Source organism: Pseudomonas veronii (assembly GCF_002028325.1).
Classification (GTDB): domain Bacteria; phylum Pseudomonadota; class Gammaproteobacteria; order Pseudomonadales; family Pseudomonadaceae; genus Aquipseudomonas; species Aquipseudomonas veronii.
This window is the reverse complement of sequence record NZ_CP018420.1, coordinates 4,596,534-4,615,490: the sequence shown is the minus strand read 5'-3', so window position 1 is coordinate 4,615,490 and position 18,957 is coordinate 4,596,534. Positions and strand designations below refer to the sequence as shown.

At 60.9% G+C, this 18,957-nt stretch carries 16 protein-coding genes; 5 read left to right on the top strand and 11 right to left on the bottom strand.

Annotation, left to right across the window (positions count from 1 at the left end; translation table 11 throughout):
* Positions 1-5: 5 nt before the first annotated feature.
* The 6 genes from PverR02_RS20850 to PverR02_RS20825 form a co-directional block, all read right to left on the bottom strand.
* Positions 6-818 carry an IclR family transcriptional regulator gene (locus PverR02_RS20850; RefSeq protein WP_079444313.1) on the bottom strand — a complete coding sequence of 271 codons (813 nt, stop codon included), beginning with the start codon at positions 816-818 and terminating at the stop codon, positions 6-8.
* A gap of 3 nt (positions 819-821) precedes the next feature.
* Positions 822-1,673 (bottom strand): fumarylacetoacetate hydrolase family protein, encoded by an 852-nt coding sequence (locus PverR02_RS20845; RefSeq protein ID WP_057005716.1) that lies wholly within the window; start codon positions 1,671-1,673, stop codon positions 822-824.
* Between the two features lie 231 nt (positions 1,674-1,904).
* A complete protein-coding gene (locus PverR02_RS20840; RefSeq protein WP_057005715.1) occupies positions 1,905-3,350 on the bottom strand; it encodes a carotenoid oxygenase family protein in 1,446 nt (481 codons plus the stop codon).
* 45 nt (positions 3,351-3,395) lie between these two features.
* Positions 3,396-4,577, bottom strand: coding sequence for an MFS transporter (locus PverR02_RS20835; protein WP_057005714.1), 1,182 nt, complete (start codon positions 4,575-4,577; stop codon positions 3,396-3,398).
* A 15-nt stretch (positions 4,578-4,592) separates the two neighbouring features.
* The gene (locus PverR02_RS20830; protein WP_057005713.1) at positions 4,593-5,585 is read right to left on the bottom strand and encodes a SphA family protein; all 993 of its coding nucleotides are present in this window, start codon (positions 5,583-5,585) and stop codon (positions 4,593-4,595) included.
* A 114-nt stretch (positions 5,586-5,699) separates the two neighbouring features.
* The gene (locus tag PverR02_RS20825) at positions 5,700-6,593 is read right to left on the bottom strand and encodes a helix-turn-helix domain-containing protein (RefSeq protein WP_079444312.1); all 894 of its coding nucleotides are present in this window, start codon (positions 6,591-6,593) and stop codon (positions 5,700-5,702) included.
* A 204-nt stretch (positions 6,594-6,797) separates the two neighbouring features.
* On the opposite strand from PverR02_RS20825, the gene PverR02_RS20820 reads away from it, so the two are divergent.
* The 4 genes from PverR02_RS20820 (at position 6,798) to PverR02_RS20805 (ending at position 11,290) form a co-directional block, all read left to right on the top strand.
* Positions 6,798-7,637 carry an SDR family NAD(P)-dependent oxidoreductase gene (locus PverR02_RS20820; protein WP_079444311.1) on the top strand — a complete coding sequence of 280 codons (840 nt, stop codon included), beginning with the start codon at positions 6,798-6,800 and terminating at the stop codon, positions 7,635-7,637.
* A 115-nt stretch (positions 7,638-7,752) separates the two neighbouring features.
* Positions 7,753-9,501 (top strand): FAD-dependent oxidoreductase, encoded by a 1,749-nt coding sequence (locus PverR02_RS20815; protein WP_079444310.1) that lies wholly within the window; start codon positions 7,753-7,755, stop codon positions 9,499-9,501.
* Entirely contained in the window at positions 9,501-9,833 is a 333-nt protein-coding gene (locus tag PverR02_RS20810; RefSeq protein WP_057005710.1) for an NIPSNAP family protein, read from the top strand. The genes PverR02_RS20815 and PverR02_RS20810 overlap by 1 nt, the downstream gene beginning before the upstream one ends.
* Before the next feature lie 83 nt (positions 9,834-9,916).
* Positions 9,917-11,290 (top strand): MFS transporter, encoded by a 1,374-nt coding sequence (locus PverR02_RS20805; protein ID WP_079444309.1) that lies wholly within the window; start codon positions 9,917-9,919, stop codon positions 11,288-11,290.
* Positions 11,291-11,316: 26 nt separating this feature from the next.
* Here PverR02_RS20805 and PverR02_RS20800 read toward each other — a convergent pair whose 3' ends face one another.
* The 5 genes from PverR02_RS20800 to PverR02_RS20780 all read right to left on the bottom strand — a co-directional run bounded on the left by PverR02_RS20800 (position 11,317) and on the right by PverR02_RS20780 (position 17,295).
* Complete coding sequence (locus tag PverR02_RS20800; RefSeq protein ID WP_079444308.1) at positions 11,317-12,873, bottom strand: methyl-accepting chemotaxis protein; 1,557 nt, start codon at positions 12,871-12,873, stop codon at positions 11,317-11,319.
* A gap of 352 nt (positions 12,874-13,225) precedes the next feature.
* On the bottom strand, positions 13,226-13,408 hold the full coding sequence (locus PverR02_RS20795; protein ID WP_017847583.1) for a hypothetical protein: 183 nt from the start codon (positions 13,406-13,408) through the stop codon (positions 13,226-13,228).
* A 447-nt stretch (positions 13,409-13,855) separates the two neighbouring features.
* A complete protein-coding gene (locus PverR02_RS20790; RefSeq protein WP_017847582.1) occupies positions 13,856-14,662 on the bottom strand; it encodes a sulfite exporter TauE/SafE family protein in 807 nt (268 codons plus the stop codon).
* A 28-nt stretch (positions 14,663-14,690) separates the two neighbouring features.
* Positions 14,691-16,361 (bottom strand): bifunctional protein tyrosine phosphatase family protein/NAD(P)/FAD-dependent oxidoreductase, encoded by a 1,671-nt coding sequence (locus tag PverR02_RS20785; protein WP_046382747.1) that lies wholly within the window; start codon positions 16,359-16,361, stop codon positions 14,691-14,693.
* A gap of 55 nt (positions 16,362-16,416) precedes the next feature.
* Positions 16,417-17,295, bottom strand: coding sequence for an MBL fold metallo-hydrolase (locus PverR02_RS20780; RefSeq protein ID WP_017847580.1), 879 nt, complete (start codon positions 17,293-17,295; stop codon positions 16,417-16,419).
* A gap of 242 nt (positions 17,296-17,537) precedes the next feature.
* Here PverR02_RS20780 and PverR02_RS20775 point away from each other — a divergent pair, with 242 nt between their 5' ends.
* Positions 17,538-18,869 carry a sigma-54 interaction domain-containing protein gene (locus PverR02_RS20775; RefSeq protein ID WP_079444307.1) on the top strand — a complete coding sequence of 444 codons (1,332 nt, stop codon included), beginning with the start codon at positions 17,538-17,540 and terminating at the stop codon, positions 18,867-18,869.
* The last annotated feature ends 88 nt before the right edge of the window (positions 18,870-18,957 follow it).

Sequence of the window (18,957 nt, the reverse complement as noted above, 5' to 3'; positions counted from 1 at the left end):
TCTGGCTACGCGGGGCGGTGGGTGAGCGTCGCCATGCGCTGCGACAACGCCTGTGCGAGGGCCTGCATTTGTGCCCCTTGTTGCGCTTCCTGGGCGTTGTCGCGCTCCTGAATCGGACGCAGGCAACTGATGCTGCCGACCACCTTGCCGTCGTTGTCGAAGATCGGTGCCGCCAGGCCGTAGACGCCGGGGTCAATTTCAGCCGCGCTGGCGACATAGCCCTGGCGGCGCAGTTGCTGCAGTGAGCGGCGGAATTGTTCCCAGGTCTGTCCCAGATGGCTGGCGCGCACTTCATCGGGGTTTTCCAGAAACAGCTGACTGTGTTGGCGCGACGTCATGTTGGCGAGGATCGCCTTCGAGGTCGCGCCGAGGAACAGCGGCCTGGGTGAGCCGCGGGAGTAGCTGACCTCGCTGAACAAGTCGCCATGCTGGTGGATACACACCACCTGGTTCTTGAACAGCCGGCAGATCAGCCACACCTGTTGCTCGCTCCAACGCGGCAGGTCTTGTTCCAGGGCTTGCGCTGCGCGTACCAGCGGGTCGCTCAGGCGCAGTTGGCGGTCCCAGGTGATAATCCGTGCGCCCAACGCGTAGCGGCCGGCTTCGACCTGAAACAACAGGTTCGCCTCAGCCAGTTCGCGCACGTAGCGGTAGATGGTCGACCGCGTGTAACCCAGCGCAGCGCCCATCTCGTCGACCGCCCAGATCGGGCTGGTCTCGGTAAACAGATCCAGCACCCGCAGCATGCGCTCCAGGCTTGAGCCTTTGCTGTCGGCGTCCTGCTCCGGCAGGTGTTCTGATTCAGGTAATGGCTTCATGGCTTATTGTTCATCGGCGATGCTGTTGCGCAGGATGCCGATGCCCGATATCTCGACCTCGACGGTATCGCCGGGCTTCATCCATACCGGCGGTTCACGGAATGCGCCGACGCCACCGGTGGTGCCGCTGACAATCACATCGCCGGGCGCCAGTTCGGTGAAGGTGGAGCAGTATTCGATCAGGTGGCGCACGTCGAAAATCATGTCGCTGGTGCGGGTGTGTTGCATCACTTGGCCGTTCAGGCGCGTGGTCAATTCCAGGTCCTGCGGGTCGCCGATCTCATCGCAAGTCACCAGCCAGGGACCGAAGCCGCCGGTGTCCGGGAAATTCTTGCCCGGCACGAACTGGATGGTGTGCTTCTGCCAGTCGCGGACGCTGCCATCGTTGTAGCAGGCATAACCGGCCACATACTCCAGCGCCTGCGAAGCCTTGACGTGGCGCGCGGTTTTGCCGATGACCACTGCAAGTTCGCCTTCGAAATCCAGCTTATGCGAAACCTTTGGGCGAATGATCGGTTGCAGGTGTGCAACCTGGCTGTCGGCGAAACGCGTGAAAATCATCGGGTAGGTCGGCATCTCCCGACCGGTTTCACGCACATGGGTGGCGTAGTTGATGCCAATGCACAGCACTTTGCCCGGGTTTGCGATCACTGGCAGGAACGTCACGTCCGCCAACGCTACGCGTGGCAGCGCGGCCAGGATGGTCGGCGTCAGTTCACCCAGGCGATTGATGGCGATGGCTTGCTTGAGGTCGGTGCCAAAGGTGGATTTGACCGATTCCAGGTCAATCACCTGAGCGCCCTCGACCACCCCGTAGGTGGTACGGCCTTGAACGATAAAGCTCGCGAATTTCATGAAGTGTCCTCTCGGAAAGGGGAGCGTGAGATGGGCTGCAATGGGCTCAATCTAGTCTTGCGAATTAATCCTGTAAAGTGGGATTTTTGTATAAATCCTGCATTTCGGAATAAATGTTATTTTTCTGTTCGGTGATCGGATTGCTGCCTGAAACGCCAAGCAGCCCGTGCCATTCCAGTATGGGATGGCTACGGGCGTGGCTATTGGAGGGGAGGGGAACGCTATGCCGATTTAGCGCGGTGCCCAGCAGCCGTGCAGCGACATCCGCATACGGAATGGGACTTTGATGCGGGCGATGGGGCCGGCCGCCATGTCAGTGGAGTCCAGCACCACCAGTTCACTGCGCCCTTCGACAATCAGGTTGAGCAGGCAGACCACGTAGCCATCGCCTTCCGCTGCCGCGGCGGAGCGTGGAATGAAAATGGGTTCCTGAAAGCACCCGCTGTCACCGGGAAACCACGCGTCGGTGACACCGGTTGTCAGGTTGATGTGAGCCAGCAGGTTGAAGAACTGAAACGGCATCGGGCCATTCGCCGAGTTATACGGCCGCTGCGGATCAAAGGCGAGCAGGAATCCGTGTTCATATTTGCGGCCTATGTAACGGTCATCGCAGCGGGGAAATTCACAGGGATAGTCCGTCAGCGCCTGCGGTTGCAGTTCGTCCTGTGCGCTGCTCAGGTCAAAGACCCAGCGCATCAGGCTGGCCGCCAGGGTTTCCGGCGGCGGTACGAAACCGTCCGCCTGAGGAAAGAAGTAAAAGACGTTGCCGCCGGTGACCGGCATGTCCACATAGACTTTACCGTCTTCGTCGAACGCGTTCAGGGTATGGCCCTGGAAGCCGTCCTTGGGCCCTTTGAACCAACGCACCTCGCGCGCGTCCCCGTGGCGCGGCACCACGGCAAACAGCTGGGGCAGTTCGGGCTGCCACTGGAAATGCTGGCCGCCTTGTTTCATGCGCTCGACGTCCACCGTCAGGGGGATCAGCGGGAACACCACATAATGCTCGGTGACCGCGAAGTCGTGGACCATGGCGGCGTAGGGCGCCTGGAACCAGATCTGGTGCAGCAGTTTGCCCTGCGGCGAAATTTCGAAATACGCCATGTCGGGTGTGCCGTCGCCTTTGGCTTCGTAGCTGAAGGCCAGCAGGTTTCCGGTCACCGGGTCGAGCTTGGGATGGGCGGTGAAGGTGGCTGAGTCGATCTGCCCGTCGAAATTCCACTCGCCGAGGGTCTCCAGCGTCTGCGGGTCCAGTGCCCACGGCATGGCATCTTCCTTGAGTGCCAGCAGGACGTTGTTATGCGGGATCACCGAGGTGTTGGCCGTGGTGTTGTTTTTTGCCGCGAGCGCGTCGTTGGTGTAGGCATTGCGATAGACGCCGTTGAGCGAACGCCCTTCACGGCGCTGGGCGACCAGGCGATCGGTGAGCACATAGCGCCGACGCAACGAGACCTTGCCATCGGCAAAATAGAAGCCGCTGACCATGGCGTCGCCGTTGAAGAAGATATCCGTGCCCAGCATGGGCGGGTATTGCGGGTCCGGCGAGACTTGATAAAAGGTCCCGCGAATCGCCTCAGGCACAGCGCCTTCGATCTCCAGGTCGAACACGTCGGCTTCTACGCGGCTGGGGGTATACAGCGCGCCGGAAAACTCGGGGGTTTTGGGAAATGGAATATTCATCGCGTCATCTCATTGATCCAGTGGGTTCACGTCAGGGCAGGGTATTCAGGCAGATTGTGGCGACAGGGCCGGCGCGCGCGGTTTGAGGCCTCGACGAAAGCGCGCCACCACCAGGCACGAAATGATCAAGGCCACTCCATACGCCGAGGCTGCCAGCCACCCCACGGCCCGGAAATGCCCTTCGCCGACCACCAGCGCGGCACCGAACGGGCCCAGCCCTTGGCCGACAAAAATCGCCGCGTTGCCCAGGCCGGCCAATCGACCGGAAGGGTCCAGTTCGGCCGCCATCGACAGCAGGTAGGGCAGGCTGAAAAACCACACCATATGGATCAGGCACGCCGTGGCGGCGAACGCGACGGTGCTGTCGCCATAGACCATCACCAGGGTCGCCAGCAACGCGGTGCCAAAGCTCAGCAGTTGCGGAAACAGCAAACCCAGGCGGCGCCCCAACAGCCCGGAGAGCCCGGCTCCCAGGGCCCCTGCAAGGATGCTGCCGCCGAGGATGGCGCCGATCTGCTGGGGTTCCAGGCCAATACTTTTGCCAATTCGTTCCTGATACACCCACAGCGCGGAGTGCCCGAAAAACAACAGTGCAAACAACAGGATCAGCAGTACGGCAGTCAGCCCGAACGGCTGAGCCGCACCCTGGGCGATGCGATGGGCGTCAGGGTAGTGCCTGGGGATTTTCCAGCAACCCAGCGCCGCGAACAGGCTGGTGATGGCCAGCAAGGAAAACGCGCCCTGCACGCCAAACGCCTGCAAGAGCATGGGCATGGACGTCACCAGCAGCATGCCCCAGAGCAGGTTGCCGATATTGATCACGGCGAATGTCGCGTCTTTCGACCTGCGCAGCGCCGCAGTCGCATACACCACCGCCATGACCGCGCCACCGCTGGCGCCGCAGATGATCCTGAACACCATCAGCCAGGCCTGGCTGTGCAGTTGTGTGCTCGCCAGGTTGCCGGCGGCCAGGATCAGCAAGGCAACCAGCGCAAAGCGGCGGCGGTCGACCCGTGCCATGAACAGAGCACAGACGCCGCAGGCGATGGCCATCGCGATCAACTCGGCGGCGAAGATCGCGCCGATGGCATTGAGCGGCAGCCCCAGTTGATCAATCAACGCGCCGCCCAGGATCGGCTGGATCTGCAGCGTTCCCAGGGAAATGACCATCATCAGGCAAATAGCGCCCAGTGATTTCTTGCTGTCGATGGAGTCGAGCGCATTCATCGCATATCACCTCAGTCAGAACTTGTGAACGTAGCGGACCTGCACGGCGTAATCCGTCTTGCTGCGGTTTTCCACGCCGGTCTCTTTATAGGTATTGAGCCAAAAGGCCTGGTCTTCGGTCATTTTCCAGAAGAGGCCGGGGCCAATGCCCAGTACTTTTTCCCGAGAATTGCTCAGGCGGTCGCCGTTGACCTGGTCATCGGAAATCTGCCTGAAGTAATAGCCGTTGATCCCGACTGAAACCTTCGGGAACACCTCATACGAAGCCGTAAAGTTGGCCCACGCCGATTGACCCGATTGGGTGTCGTGTACCGGCCGCCCTTCAAAGAACTGCGCCGAACTGCTTGCCGGGTCGTTGTTCTTGAAGTTGTACAAGTAATTCAAGCGCCAACTCACTTCCCAGCGCGGCGCCGGCATCAGGGTCGCGGCCCAGTAGGGGTTGAAGGAGAAGTAATTGGAGCCGGGATTCAAGTCCTTGTGTTTGTCGTACTTGCCGGTGGGCAGGATCGTATCGAAGGCCACGCGCTGCACAAACACCGGCCGGCCTTCGGCGTTGACGATCGGATCGAACTGGATCTGCGGGCCGACAGTGACGTCGCCCAGGCCGACGCCGTTGTCCTTGAGCTTTACGCCGTTGTCGCCAAAGTCGCCGTCCAGGGAGACCACGGGCACCAAAAGGCTCCAGCCCAAGTGCGCGCCGCCGCCGATGGTGTCGGGCGAGTAATAGCTGAATTGGTTGATCAGGGTAATGACGTTGATCTTCGGGTTATCGAAGTTGCGGTTGTCCTTGCCGCCATTGTCACGAACGCTGCTGGATGTACTGAACTTCAGATAGGTCTGATGCGTTAGCCCGGGGGGGCCTGCGAACCCATCATAAAAGCTGGTACCGCCCAGGTTGATACCGCTGGGTTGGCTCACGGAGGGGGGAGGAGGGCCCTCTGCCGCAAAGACGGCAAGTGATACGAAGCTGAGTGTCAGGCACGCTGGCAAGGATTGTGTCAGTCTCATTGACGTCGCTCTATTATTGGAGTTGTGAGCTGGGGTAGCTTCCCCTGGCGCTTCAACTTTAATTCTCGAGCTTTCGGGTTGCTTGAACACAACGGTCAGAGTTGACTGAGAGCGTCACGTTGCGTGACGTGTGGCTTGGGCTTGAAGGCGGAACTCACTCGGGCTGCACTGGGCGTGCTTGCGGAAAAAGCGGCTGAAGTAACCGACATCGGAAAAGCCCATGCCATGGGCAATCTGCTTCACGCTTTGGGCCGAATGGGCCAGCTCGCGTTTGGCTTCGAGGATCAGCCGGGCGTTGATCAGGGTCATGGGGGTCATGCCGAGTTGTTCGTGGCACAGCCGGCCCAATGTGACGACGGTGACCCCCAGGAAACCGGCATAGTCATGCAGCGAAAGATGCTCGCGAAAGTGCCTGTTCACCAGCTCGCGAAAGGCAATGACCTGCTGGCTGCGTCGATCATGACGGTGTGCATGCAGGTCGTGGCTGTACTCGCTCAGGCGCAGCATCTGGATCACCAGCGCCAACAATAACGACATGCTGCACGCGATGTGTTCCCGACCGCGTCCGTGGTATTCGCCGTACAACGCCCGATACAGAGGCTCCAGCGGATCATCGGCCGGCGCCCAGTGCGGCAGGGCGACTACGCAGGGTTTCTGGATCTGCGGTAACAGGCCAGGGGAGAGCACTTGGACGATGCTTTCCAGCGGGTGTTGGACGGCGGTGATCACATGCCCTTCGACCCGGCCGTGCCAGGCGAAGCCATGCACGATCTGCTCAGGGATGAACAGCAGGCACGGGGCCTTGACCTCGACCCGCTGGTTGTCCAGCAGCACCTCGCCTTCGCCGCTTTGCAGGTACAGCATCTGCAACAACCCATCGTGGCGATGAGCGGCGATCTCCCAGTTATAGGCGCCGGAGCGCAGGGAGATTGACTCGACATGCAGGGAGTCGTGCCATATCGGCGCCGCCGCCTCGCCGTACAGGGCATAGCTGGGAATCTTGTTCATTATTCTTATGGTCTACAGGCACGTGTTTTCTACCTTAGCGAAGAATCCGCGCGTAGGGCAATTTGCCGCTGATTTGTCGTAAAAGTCTCTACGGTTGAAGGTTTTGTCCATTCTTGTGAGTCGTCCCACGCTTCTATGCTGAGCCTCGCCTGCTGCTTGCCATGCAGTGGGCGAACTGTCTTGAAATGCGTGTTGGAGATAACAATGAATAATAACGACCTGCCGAAAAACTGGCTGAACCTCGAGGCCAAAGTCTGTGTCCTCACTGGCGCGGCTGGCGGTATCGGCGCTGCGATCGCCGCCGCGCTGGTTAGCCAGAATGCCCATGTGGTGCTGCTCGATCGCGACGAACGGAAATGCCGTGAACTGGCCGCCGAGCTTGCGAAAAACAGTGAAGCGGATGTCTCGGTGTTGCACTGCGATATTGCCGATCCCTTTAGCGTGCAACAGGCCGCGGAGCAAGTGCAGGCGCTCCATGGGCGTTGCGATGTGCTGATCAACAACGCCAGCGTGCTGCAGGCCGGGGCACTTGAAACGCTGACCCTGGACGAATGGAACCAGGTGCTGTCGGTCAACCTGACGGGCTATCTGCTGTGTGCCCAGGCGTTCGGGCGCCTGATGCTGGCCCGACAAAGCGGCAGCATCGTGCATATCGCGTCAATCGCCGCGCATTACCCGCAAACCTTCAGCGGTGCCTACAGTACAGCCAAGGCCGGGGTCGCCATGCTTTCTCGGCAGATAGCGGCGGAGTGGGGGCCGCGGGGCATCCGCAGCAATGCCATCTGCCCGGGCCTGATCCGCACGCCGCTGTCGGCAGCGTTCTACGCCGATCCCAAGGTCGAGCAAGAGCGCAAGGCGATGACCGCCAACCAGCGGATCGGCGAGCCGCAGGACATAGCCGATGCCGTCCTGTTCCTTGCGAGCCCGCGGGCAGGTTATGTCAACGCTGCCGAGTTGACCGTCGATGGAGGCCTGGAAAGTATGTTGATGGCGTTGATCCCTCGCCCCGGCTACGAATCACCCACGATCAGCCGCCAGGCCTGACCTCCGTTCGGCCGATGACGGTCGACTCCGAATCCCCCAGCGAACCCTCGCCTGTCGTGCTGTCGATGGCGACGACGGCTGCCGTTCGGCTGGCTTTTACCGAGTGAGACTGACTATGACGACGACAACAACCGCGGCGATCCGCCGGTGCGACGTACTGGTGATCGGCGCCGGTGCCGGTGGCCTGGCGACCGCCATCACGGCGCGCAAGCAGGGGCTGGAAGTCATTGTGATTGAAAAGGATGCGTTCTTCGGCGGCACCACCGCCTTCTCGGGTGGGGTGCTGTGGATTCCCGGCAATGCCTTGTCCCAGGCCAACGGCATCCCGGACAGCCGCGAGGCCGCGCTGACCTATATGAAGCACGAAACGGGCGATTTCTACGATGCCGAGGCCGTCGATGCATTTCTCGATAACGCGCCGCGGATGATCGACTTTTTCCAGCGAGAGACCGAGGTCCAGTTCGTCCCCACCCTCTATCCGGACTATCACCCGGACGTGGCCGGTGGCGTCGATATTGGCCGTTCGATCCTCGCCGCGCCTTTCGACATCCGCAAGCTTGGGGCCGACATGGCACGCCTGCGGCCGCCGCTCAAAACCATCACGTTCATTGGGATGATGTTCAATTCGTCGAATGCCGACCTCAAGCATTTCTTCAATGCCACCAAATCCCTGACCTCATTCCTCTATGTCGCAAAGCGCTTGATGACGCATGCCAAGGAGTTGCTGCTTTACCGGCGCGGCATTCAGGTGACCAGCGGCAATGCCTTGGCCGCGCGGCTGGCGAAATCGGCACTGGACCTGGGGATTCCGATTCTGACGCAAACCAGTGCGCAGCAATTGTTGAAAAGCGCAGACCGGGTCAATGGCGTGGTCGCTCAGACCGCGGGCGGTGAAGTGCGGTTTGAAGCCCGCTACGGTGTGGTGCTGGCCAGCGGCGGGTTTTCCCATGATCTGCAACGGTTGAAGCAGGCCTATCCCCATGTGCGCCGCGGTGGCGAGCATTTCTCCCCGGTGCCGCAGACCAACACCGGAGATGGCGCGCGCATGGCCGAGGCCTTGGGCGGCACCGTCGATATACGGCTCAAAGCGCCTGCTGCCTGGATGCCCGTCTCGAAAGTGCCGATGGGTAACGGCAGGTTCACCGCCTTCCCGCATCTGCTCGATCGCTACAAGCCCGGAGTGATCGGCGTGACCCGCAATGGCCAACGGTTCACCAACGAGTCCAACTCGTATCACGACGTGGGCGCGGCAATGATTGACGCCTGCGCCCACCAGGCTGAAACCGCCATGTGGTTGATCTGCGACCGCCGGACCATGGCCAAGTACGGGCTGGGTTATGCCAAGCCGGCACCGATGCCCCTCGCGCCATTGCTGCGCAACGGTTACCTGCACAGCGGCAGCACCCTGGCTGAATTGGCGCGCAACGCCGGGCTCGACGCGGCCGGCCTGGAACAGACCGTGCGTGACTACAATCGCACGGCGGGGCAGGGCGTGGATCAGCAGTTCGGCCGTGGCAGCACCACCTTCAACCGCTACCTCGCCGACCCGCAGAACCTGCCGAATCCGTGCGTGGCGCCGATTGGCGAAGGCCCTTACTACGCCCTCAAAGTGATCATGGGCGACCTCGGCACCTTCGATGGCATCAACACCAGCGTGCGCGGCGAAGTGCTCAACCAACAAGGCCAGGCGATCGATGGGCTTTACGCGGTGGGCAACGACCGGGCGAGCATCATGGGCGGCAACTATCCCGCTGCCGGGATCACGCTCGGGCCGATCATGACCTTCGCTTATCTCACCGGCCTGCACCTGGCTCGCGTGGCTGCAGAAAAAGCCTCGGGCACCCCCCAGCAGGAGGTGGCCTGATGATTCACAAACCGGTCATCGATCACCGCATCTACACCATCCGTCCACGCGGCATGAGCGAGTTCATCGAGGTATTCGATCGTCTGGCAATGCCGATTTTGCTGGAGCATCTGGGCGCGCCGCTGGGTTTTTATACCAGCAGCATCGGCCCATTGAACCAAGTCGTTCACCTCTGGGGCTACGACAGTCTCGATGACTTCGAGCGCCGCAGCCAGGCGCGGGATGGCGACCCCCGCTTCCCGGCCTACCTGCAAGCATCGGCGCATCTGATCCTGGCTCAGGAAACCCGGATTATCCGTCCGGTGCGGTTCAACAGTCTCGGCAGCGCTTGAGCCGCCGGTCGCGATCCTCGTTTCACCCCAATAAAAAAGCGGGCGCAGTGGTTGGGCGCCCCCACAACACAGAGGTGACTTTCATGCTGACAACTCAACCCATCGACATCCAGGCGCTGATCAACAGTCGCGCCATTGGCGGCTTTCAGAAGTGGGTCGTATTTCTCGGTTTCCTGATCATCGGCCTGGATGGCTTCGATGTGGCAATCATGGGCTTTATCGCACCGCAATTGAAAATGGACTGGGGCTTGAGCCACCAGCAGTTGGGCCCGGTGTTGAGTGCGGCGCTGATTGGCCTGGCTGTCGGTGCGCTGGTCGCGGGGCCGCTGGCCGACCGTTACGGACGCAAGATCGTGCTGGTGAGCAGTGTGTTCATGTTTGGTCTGTGGACGCTGGCGACGGCGTTTTCCCCGGACATCAATACCATGGTCGTACTGCGCTTCATGACGGGCTTGGGGCTCGGCGCGGCCATGCCGAATGCCAGCACCCTGGTGTCGGAGTACGCGCCGCAGCGCAGTCGTTCGTTCCTGATCACGGTGGCGTTTTGCGGGTTTTCCTTGGGCGCCGCCGCAGGCGGCTTTCTGTCAGCCTGGATGATTCCGGCCTTCGGCTGGAAAAGCATGCTGATCCTGGGCGGTGTCTTGCCCCTGCTGGTGGCGCCGCTGCTGTATTTCAAACTGCCTGAATCGGTGGCCTTCCTGGTCGCCAGGCAGGCGCCGAACGCGTCTATCCGCGCCATTGTGGAAAAACTCGCGCCGGGCGTCAGCGACGCGAAATCGACCTTCTGCCTGCCGGCTCATCCGCTGATGCGCGCTTCGGCGATGCAGATCGTATTGTCCCCGTCCTATCGCTTCGGCACGTTGATGTTGTGGAGCGGTTATGTCCTTGCGTTGTTTCTGGTCTACCTGTTCAGCGGCTGGTTACCGACCCTGGTGAAAGAAGGCGGCGGTTATAGCGTCGCGGACGCGGCCATCGTGACCGCGATGTTCCAGATCGGCGGACCCGCAGGCGCGCTGTGCGTCGGTTGGGTAATGGATCGCTGGAACAAATACCGGGTGCTGATGGCGGTGTTCATGTTGAGCGGTGCGGTGATCTATGCGATCGGCCAGGCCACGGGGCACTTTGTGCTGCTGTGCTCGATTGCCTGGATGGTGGGGTTTTGCCTCAATGGCGCGAGCGTCGGCATGAATGCGCTGGCCGCCACGTTCTACCCCACGCAGGCGCGAGCAACCGGCGCCAGCTGGATGAGCGGTATCGGTCGTGTTGGCGCGATCCTCAGCGCCTTTGCCGGCGCGCAGATGCTGAGTTGGGGCTGGACCTTCGCGCAAGTGTTTGCCGCGCTTGTGGTGCCTTCCGGTCTGGCGGCCCTGGCGATTTATGGGCTGGGCCGCAGCGCCAACAGGGTGTTTACCGATCGACCGGTGGTGTCTGTGCCACCGCGCCGGACGAATCTGTAAGCACCGATATTGGCGATCCGCCGCACCTAGACCTTGAAACGCTCCACCAGCCGTTCCAGCTCATGTCCCAGCCGCGCCAGTTCGTTACTCGACGCGGCGGTTTCCTCGCAGGTGTTGGCCGTCTGGTCGGAGATGTCGCGAACGTTGATCACGCTGCGATTGATCTCCTCGGTGACGGCGCTTTGCTGTTCCGCCGCCGTTGCAATCTGCTGATTCATGGCCTGAATGATCGAGACCTTGCTGGTGATGTTCTCCAGTGCGCTGACGGCACGGTGGGTGCATTCCACGCTGCTTTCGCTCAGCAACAGGCTGCTTTCCATGCCCGAGGCCACGGCTTGGGTGCCGCTTTGCACACCGGCGACCAGGCTCTCGATTTCTTCGGTGGAGCGCTGGGTGCGCAGGGCGAGGTTGCGCACTTCGTCGGCCACCACCGCAAAACCACGGCCGGCCTCTCCGGCGCGGGCGGCTTCAATCGCGGCGTTCAGCGCCAGCAGGTTGGTTTGCTGGGCGACGGCTTTGATCACGTCCAGGACACCGCCGATTTTATCGCTCTGTTCCTGGAGGTGGCGCACAGCGTCTGCCGACTGGTTGAGTTCTGTCGCCAGGCGCTGGATCTGCTCGATGGCTTCACCCACGATCTGCTCGCCCTCGCTGGCTTGCTGATCGGCGGCCGAGGCAGCGACGGAAGCTTCCTCGGCGTTGCGTGCGACGTTGTGGACGGTGGCAGTCATCTCGTTCATTGCGGTGGCGACATGATCCGTTTCGGCTTTCTGGGTGCTGATCCCCGAATTCGTTTGCTCGGTCACCGCCGACAGTTGTTCGGCCGCGCTGGCAACCTGAATGACGCCGGATCGAATGCCATCGATCAGCTCATGAAGGTTGAGCATCATCTGCTGAAGGCCCGACTGCAGTTGGCCCAGCTCATCGCGCCGGGTCACCGTCACATGCTCGGTCAAATCGCCCCGGGCAATGCGGTTCACCGCCTGGAGCGTGTGCTGCAGTGGATTGACGATTTGCCGTGTGATCACCCATGCGGCGAGCGCGCCCAGCAGCAGCGCCAGCGTCGCGACGAGGCTCAGCGAGGCCTTGGCGGACGCGGCATCGGTATCGCGTTTGGTGTTTTGCGATTCAATCAGCTTTTGTGTGGTGTCGAGCAACACGTCGCCCAACTGGCCCATCCGTTTAAACAAGGCCGCCTGGTCAATGTTGGGGGTGGCCAATTCATGCAGCAGTTGCCCGTACCCTTTGACTGCATTTTCCTGCTGTTGAATCAGGTTTTGATCCTGTGGGTCGACGAACGTATCCCCGATACTGTCCAAGTGGGCTGCGAGGCGATCCAGGGTTTGCTGCAGCGGTTGATAGGCATCCGGTTGGGTGTTCGTACCGATGCGCAAGCGAATGATCCGCAAGTCTTTGGTGTAATCGCTGACCTGAGCAATTTCCTCAACCTTGAGCCCGCGGTCGGTCAATGTCACCACTGCGTACCAGCCGGTCGCGGCCAGCAACAACGCAAGCCCCAGTACCAGGCCGAATCCCAAACTTAATTTAGCACTGACTCGGATATTGCTGATCCAGCCGAACATATGGACTCCAGTGAGTAACTCAGGTTGATTGATCCTTTATCACCTGAATGTCGACCATCCCTCCCAATGCTTTAGCACTAGTGTGACGGTCAGGCTGATCCAGATGGCAAATCGGGCCATGTATGAAAAATATCAGGATGCGAGGGAGATTGATTGGCGGTGCGACTGAAAGGATACAGCTCCACGTCTGTCGGGCGTTGGCGGAGTTGTCGGCTATTCAACTAAGGTGGCTTTTCCGACACGCGTAGTGCGGCGTTGTACTTTAGTCGAATATTCAGTCGGCCCGAGTTCTGGCGGGCGCTGTTTTCGGCGCGCGAACGACCGAAAAGAGTGCAGGGCCGTACTGATAAGTCTAGATCTTGATCGCTTTTTTCAGATAGGAAAACAGCTGGTCCTGGCAGGCCCTGTATTGATTTTCAAGGTGTTCGACTTCCCACATGCGAGCCAGCCATACCTCATCACAGGCCGCTTCCAAATGATTGACAGTTGTCATCCAGGCGGTTTGGGCGTTAGCCGTCGCTTGGAGTAATTGCAACAGCTCCTCATTTATCGGAAGGGTATTCGGTGAAGAGGGGATGGGCGACATTCAAAGTACCGAGGATCAATTTTAATAGTGGATGGTTTTTCTATTGCACACTATAAAACGCTGTCCGCGAAAGGCAGTATTCGACTAATGGCTAACGGGTGAGGCGGTAAAGTTCAATTCCTTTGGGGCGCATATTCATGCGATTTATAATGTTGCGCGCGCACTTATAGTATTTTCTCGGATTAAGCCAGTGATTCGATTCAGTCGATAAGTTGGATATTTATTTAGCCTTTATCTAATAACGTGCCGCGCGGGTACTTGTATCTTGGCGGCCCGGGTGATCAACGGCTGCCACGATGGCGCGCGAATGCCCACGCCTGCCAGGCACGACCGAAGCGTGACGTTGAACCCTGACAGGCGTGTTTCACGCACGCCTGGAAAGTCGGGAATCCGCGCTCATGATCCAAGCGCTTTGACCAGCAGGGCCACCGCCACCAGCATCGACACGGCGGCAAATCCGCGTTGCAAGTGCGGGCCTGCCAGCCGCGCCGCGATCAGGCGCCCGCCGGCCATTCCAAACAAGGCGCCCACGGAGAACGGCAGGGCCACGGCCCACTGCAAATGCCCGGCCGCCGAACTGGCGGCCACGCCGGCCATCGACACCAGCGCAATCACCGCCAGCGACGTCGCCAACACCGACTGCGCGGTCAAATTGGTGTAGCGCTGCAGCGCCGGCACCATCACAAAGCCGCCACCCACGCCGAGCAAGCCCGAAAGCCCGCCCGCGATCACGCCCGACACCGTGAGCGCCCAGGCGCACGGCGCCGTCCAGTTCAGCTTGCCGCGTTGGGCGTCCAATACACAGGGCGGCGGTTTGGTCGCGACGGCGGCCTTCGACGCCGGGGACGGCGGCAACGACCGTTTGAATACCCGGAACGCCACGTACATCAGCACGCAGGCAAACAGGATCGTCAACGGGCGATTCGGCGTGCGCTGCGCCAACCACAGGCCCAGCGGCGAGCAGATGATCCCGGCGGTGGCGATCAACAGCGCCGCCTTGTAGCGGACGGTGCCGTTTTTCAGGCCCATCACCGCGCCCAGCGTCGCGGCCAGGCCCACCGCCAACAACCCGATGGGCCCGGCCTCGGCCATGCTCAAGCCCGCCCCAAACACCAGCAACGGCACCGCGAGTATGCCGCCGCCGGCGCCGGTCAGGGCCAGAATCACGCCGACTGTCAGCCCGAGCAGTAAGACGATGATCATCTCAGTCTCCTTGCGTTCAGCGCTGATTTCATTGGTCGGTCAACTCGGGTTTCGCCAGCCATTCGCGGCCCTTGAGCATACCCTTCCAATACAGCGGCGGAAGAATCCGCTCTTTGAGCAGCCACGCCAGCCGGGAAGGGCGGGTGCCGTCGATCAGCCATGACGGGAAGCTGGGGGCGACCTTGCCGCCATAGGTGAACTCCGCCAGGACGATCTTGCCGCGCTCCACCGTCAGCGGGCAGGAGCCGTAACCGTCGTACTGCGCGCAGCCGTTGGCCTTGCCCATGGCCGCCAGCACGTTATGCGCCACCACTGGCGCCTGCTTGCGCGCGGCGGCCGCGGTCTTGGCGTTGCTCGTGTTGGCCGCGTCGCCCAGCGCATGGATATTGGCAAAGGTTTTGTGACGCAGCGTGGCGGGGTCGACATCGATCCAGCCGGCCGCGTCAGCCAACGGGCTGACCCGAATGAAGTCCGGCGCGACCTGCGGTGGCACCACATGCAGCAAATCAAACTCACGGGTCAGCACACGGGGGCTGCCATCCGGGTTCACGCCGCTGAACGTGGCCGTCCGCGCCGGGCCATCGACGCGGGTGAGGGTGTTGCCGAAATTCAGGTCGATGCCGTAAGCGGTGACGTATTCCATCAGCGCGGGCACATAGTCGGGAACCCCGAACAGCACCGCGCCGGCGCTGTAGAACTCGATCTCGACGGCATCCAGCACACCGCTGCGTTTCCAGTGGTCGGCCGATAAGTACATGGCTTTTTGCGGCGCCCCGGCGCATTTGATCGGCATCGGCGGCTGCGTGAAAATCGCCCGGCCACCCCGCAGTTGCTGGACCTTTTCCCAGGTATAAGGCGCCAGGTGATACAGGTAATTGGAGGTCACGCCATTGCGGCCGAGGGTCTCCGACAACCCCTCGATGGCATGCCAATCGAGCTTCAGGCCGGGGCACACAATCAGTTGCTCGTATTTGACGACCCGGCAGCCATCCAGAATCACCGCATTTCGCTCGGGTTCGAAAGCCGCCACCGCCGCCTTGATCCAATGCACGCCGCGGGGCAGGGTGGTGCCCATGGTGTGCGCCGTTTGGCGCGCATCGAACACACCACCGCCGACCAGCGTCCAGCCGGGTTGGTAGTAATGCACATCGGCCGGGTCGACGATCGCAATGTCGAGCCCTGGCGCGCGGGCCAGCAGGCTGGAGGCGGTGGCGATACCCGCCGCGCCGGCACCGATGATGACCACGGTATGTTGTGCTTCGGCCACTTCGACCGGCGTGCGGCCCTGGTTCGCGATCCGCCGGATCACGCCTTTCATATCGAAGCCGGCTTTTTTGGCGCTTTCGACGATGTGCGGCAGGTCGTGCTGACCTGCTTGCGACAGCGCCCACATCGTTGTCGAGCGCATCCCGGACCGGCAATAAGCCAACACCGGTTTGGGCAGCGTTTCCAGCAATTCGCCGAAGGCAATCCCCTGCTCGTCGGTGACTTTGCCCGACTCGGCGGGAAGGTAGTGCGCTTCGATGCCGACCGCGTCGGCGGCGCGTTTGATTTCGGCAAACAACGGTTGGTCACTGCCTTCGCCATCGGGGCGGTTGCAGATGATGGCGCGAAAGCCGGCGGCTTTCAGTTCGGCCAATTGGCTGGGGAAAATCTGTTCTGATACTGATAAAGCAGGCGCAAGGCGGCGGATATCCATAAGTGTCTCCGTTATGGGTATTTTTCTTATGATTTTTTTTAGGGTGGGGGGAATGTCAGGCGACGTTGAGTGGGATTTTCAGGTAGCGAATCCCGTTCGATTCAGGCTCGGGCAAATGCCCGGCTCGCATGTTGACCTGGACCGAGGGCAGGATCAGGGTCGGCATGTCCATCGAGGCATCCCGCTTGGTACGCATCGCCACGAACTCCTCCTCACTGATGCCATTACGCACATGCACGTTCTGCTCGCGCTGTTCGGCAACGGTGCTGACGAATTGCACCTCGCGGCCGCCCGGCTGGTAGTCGTGGCACATATACAGCAATGTATCCGCCGGCAGGCTCAACACTTTGTTGATTGACTGGAACAGCGTGCGCGCATTGCCGCCGGGGAAGTCACAGCGGGCGGTGCCGTAGTCGGGCATGAACAGCGTGTCGCCGACGAAGGCTGCCGTTTCGCTGCCATCGCTGACGACATAAGTCATGCAGGCCGGCGTATGGCCGGGTGTATGCAGTGCGGTGCAGTGCAGCGTGCCAATGCTGAACGACTCGTCGTTGACGAACAGGTGATCGAACTGACTGCCGTCGCGGGGCATATCGCTACCGGCATTGAACAGCGTGCCGAAGACCTTTTGTACCGTCGAAATCTGGCTGCCGATGCCGATCTTCCCGCCGAGCTTTTCTTTCAGGTAGGGCGCGGCGGTCAGGTGGTCGGCGTGGACGTGGGTCTCGAGAATCCACTCGACCTGCGCATTCAGCTCGCTCACCCGCGCGATCAGGCGGTCGGCGGACGTGGTGGCGGTGTGGCCGGATTTAGGGTCGTAATCCAATACGCTGTCGATGATCGCGCAGTGGAGGGTGGTCTCGTCCAGTACCAGATAGCTGACGGTGTTGGTGGCAGAGTCGAAGAAGCCTTCGACGTGAAGTTTGACGCGCATGAACTGTCTCCTTAGGGGGGGCTTTTTTTTCGAGCCGCTTAGACTAAGGACTGACATAGCAATAAGTTTGCCAGGCCATGGTTTTGCCGAAATAGCCTAATATCCAATTGATTTTATTGGGCTTTGTGTTTCTGTATAGGGGTATTCAGGCCTGTATCTGGGGGATTCTTCTGCCATTGGCAGTGCCTTGACAGAGGTGGCAGTGCCACAACAGGATGGAAAAATGGATTCCAGGAGCCATGATGAAGACTTTTCTGCCTACCCCAGCCAACGCCGTCCCACACCCGGATCAAGTGCAGTCGCTTGTTTCGTTTCTGGAACACGAACCCAATCCGATGATCGTGCTCGATCCGGACTACAACATCCTGGCAGCCAACACGGCCTATCAGCGCCAGTTCGGCAGCGCTGACAAACCCTTTATCGGCCATAAGTGTTATCAGATCTCACACCATTACGACGTCCCTTGTGACCAGGCGGGTGAGAATTGCCCGATGAAGAAGGCCCAGGAAAAGCGCGGGCCGGATCGTGTCTTGCACATCCACCACACGCCTCGGGGGCCTGAGCATGTCGATGTCGAATTACGGCCGATCCTCGACGAAAATGGGGCGATCACCGCTTATGTTGAGCGCCTGACGCTGGTGCGCAGCGCCTCGGCGCGGCCGAGCAACGAAGGGCTGGTCGGCTGTTCACCGGCCTTCAACCTTGCCCTGTCGGAACTGCAGCGGGTGGCGCCGTCCATGCTGCCGGTGCTGCTCCTGGGCGAGTCGGGTACCGGCAAGGAGCTGTTCGCGCGCGCCGTCCATGAAACCAGCGAACGGGCCAGCGGGCCGTTTGTCGTGGTGGATTGCTCGGGCTTGACCGAAACACTCTTTGAGAGCGAGCTGTTCGGCCATGAAAAAGGCGCCTTCACCGGCGCCATCACCCGCAAGCCCGGCTTGGTCGAAACCGCCCAGGGCGGCACATTGTTCCTGGATGAGATTGGCGATGTGCCGTTGGCCATGCAGGTCAAACTGTTGCGCCTGATCGAATCGGGCACCTATCGCCGGGTCGGCAGTGTCGAGACCTTCCACGCCAATTTCAGGTTGATTGCCGCCACCCACAAGCCGCTGGAAAAAATGATGGAAAAAGGCGAGTTCAGGCAGGACCTGTACTACCGCATCAGCGCCTTCCCCATTCATTTGCCGCCCTTGCGCAATCGGGTAGAAGACATCGCCTTGCTGGTGAATTCATTCCTGCAACGGCGTGGTGCCGGCAAACGTCGACTGACCATCGATGCCGAAGCCCTGGCAGCCCTGCAGCAGTACTCATGGCCAGGCAATGTGCGTGAGTTACGCAACGTCCTGGAAAGAGCAAGCCTGTTCGCTGACGATGGGGTCATCCGCGCCATCCATTTACCCCAGGCCTCCGTGGCGCCGCCACCTCAGGCTGCGCCTGCGGCTTCGACGCCGTTCGACGGCAGCACGCTGGCGCAGGCCCTGGCCACATTCAAAGGCACCCGCAGCGAACTGGCCAAGCACCTGGGGATCAGCGACCGGACCTTGTACCGGCGCCTGAAGGAACAAGGCCTGGCCTAACCCTCTACGACTGCCAGTGACTGCCAAGCTGCCAGACTGGCAGCGCATTGACCAGCAGCGGTGCGCCAGGGCTACCGCTAAAAAACTC

Excerpts from the sequence above, each read along its gene's own strand:
- PverR02_RS20850 (WP_079444313.1), bottom strand. The coding sequence starts at position 818 with ATGAAGCCATTACCTGAATCAGAACACCTGCCGGAGCAGGACGCCGAC.
- PverR02_RS20845 (WP_057005716.1), bottom strand. The coding sequence starts at position 1,673 with ATGAAATTCGCGAGCTTTATCGTTCAAGGCCGTACCACCTACGGGGTG.
- PverR02_RS20840 (WP_057005715.1), bottom strand. The coding sequence starts at position 3,350 with ATGAATATTCCATTTCCCAAAACCCCCGAGTTTTCCGGCGCGCTGTAT.
- PverR02_RS20835 (WP_057005714.1), bottom strand. The coding sequence starts at position 4,577 with ATGAATGCGCTCGACTCCATCGACAGCAAGAAATCACTGGGCGCTATT.
- PverR02_RS20830 (WP_057005713.1), bottom strand. The coding sequence starts at position 5,585 with ATGAGACTGACACAATCCTTGCCAGCGTGCCTGACACTCAGCTTCGTA.
- PverR02_RS20825 (WP_079444312.1), bottom strand. The coding sequence starts at position 6,593 with ATGAACAAGATTCCCAGCTATGCCCTGTACGGCGAGGCGGCGGCGCCG.
- PverR02_RS20820 (WP_079444311.1), top strand. The coding sequence starts at position 6,798 with ATGAATAATAACGACCTGCCGAAAAACTGGCTGAACCTCGAGGCCAAA.
- PverR02_RS20815 (WP_079444310.1), top strand. The coding sequence starts at position 7,753 with ATGACGACGACAACAACCGCGGCGATCCGCCGGTGCGACGTACTGGTG.
- PverR02_RS20810 (WP_057005710.1), top strand. The coding sequence starts at position 9,501 with ATGATTCACAAACCGGTCATCGATCACCGCATCTACACCATCCGTCCA.
- PverR02_RS20805 (WP_079444309.1), top strand. The coding sequence starts at position 9,917 with ATGCTGACAACTCAACCCATCGACATCCAGGCGCTGATCAACAGTCGC.
- PverR02_RS20800 (WP_079444308.1), bottom strand. The coding sequence starts at position 12,873 with ATGTTCGGCTGGATCAGCAATATCCGAGTCAGTGCTAAATTAAGTTTG.
- PverR02_RS20790 (WP_017847582.1), bottom strand. The coding sequence starts at position 14,662 with ATGATCATCGTCTTACTGCTCGGGCTGACAGTCGGCGTGATTCTGGCC.
- PverR02_RS20785 (WP_046382747.1), bottom strand. The coding sequence starts at position 16,361 with ATGGATATCCGCCGCCTTGCGCCTGCTTTATCAGTATCAGAACAGATT.
- PverR02_RS20780 (WP_017847580.1), bottom strand. The coding sequence starts at position 17,295 with ATGCGCGTCAAACTTCACGTCGAAGGCTTCTTCGACTCTGCCACCAAC.
- PverR02_RS20775 (WP_079444307.1), top strand. The coding sequence starts at position 17,538 with ATGAAGACTTTTCTGCCTACCCCAGCCAACGCCGTCCCACACCCGGAT.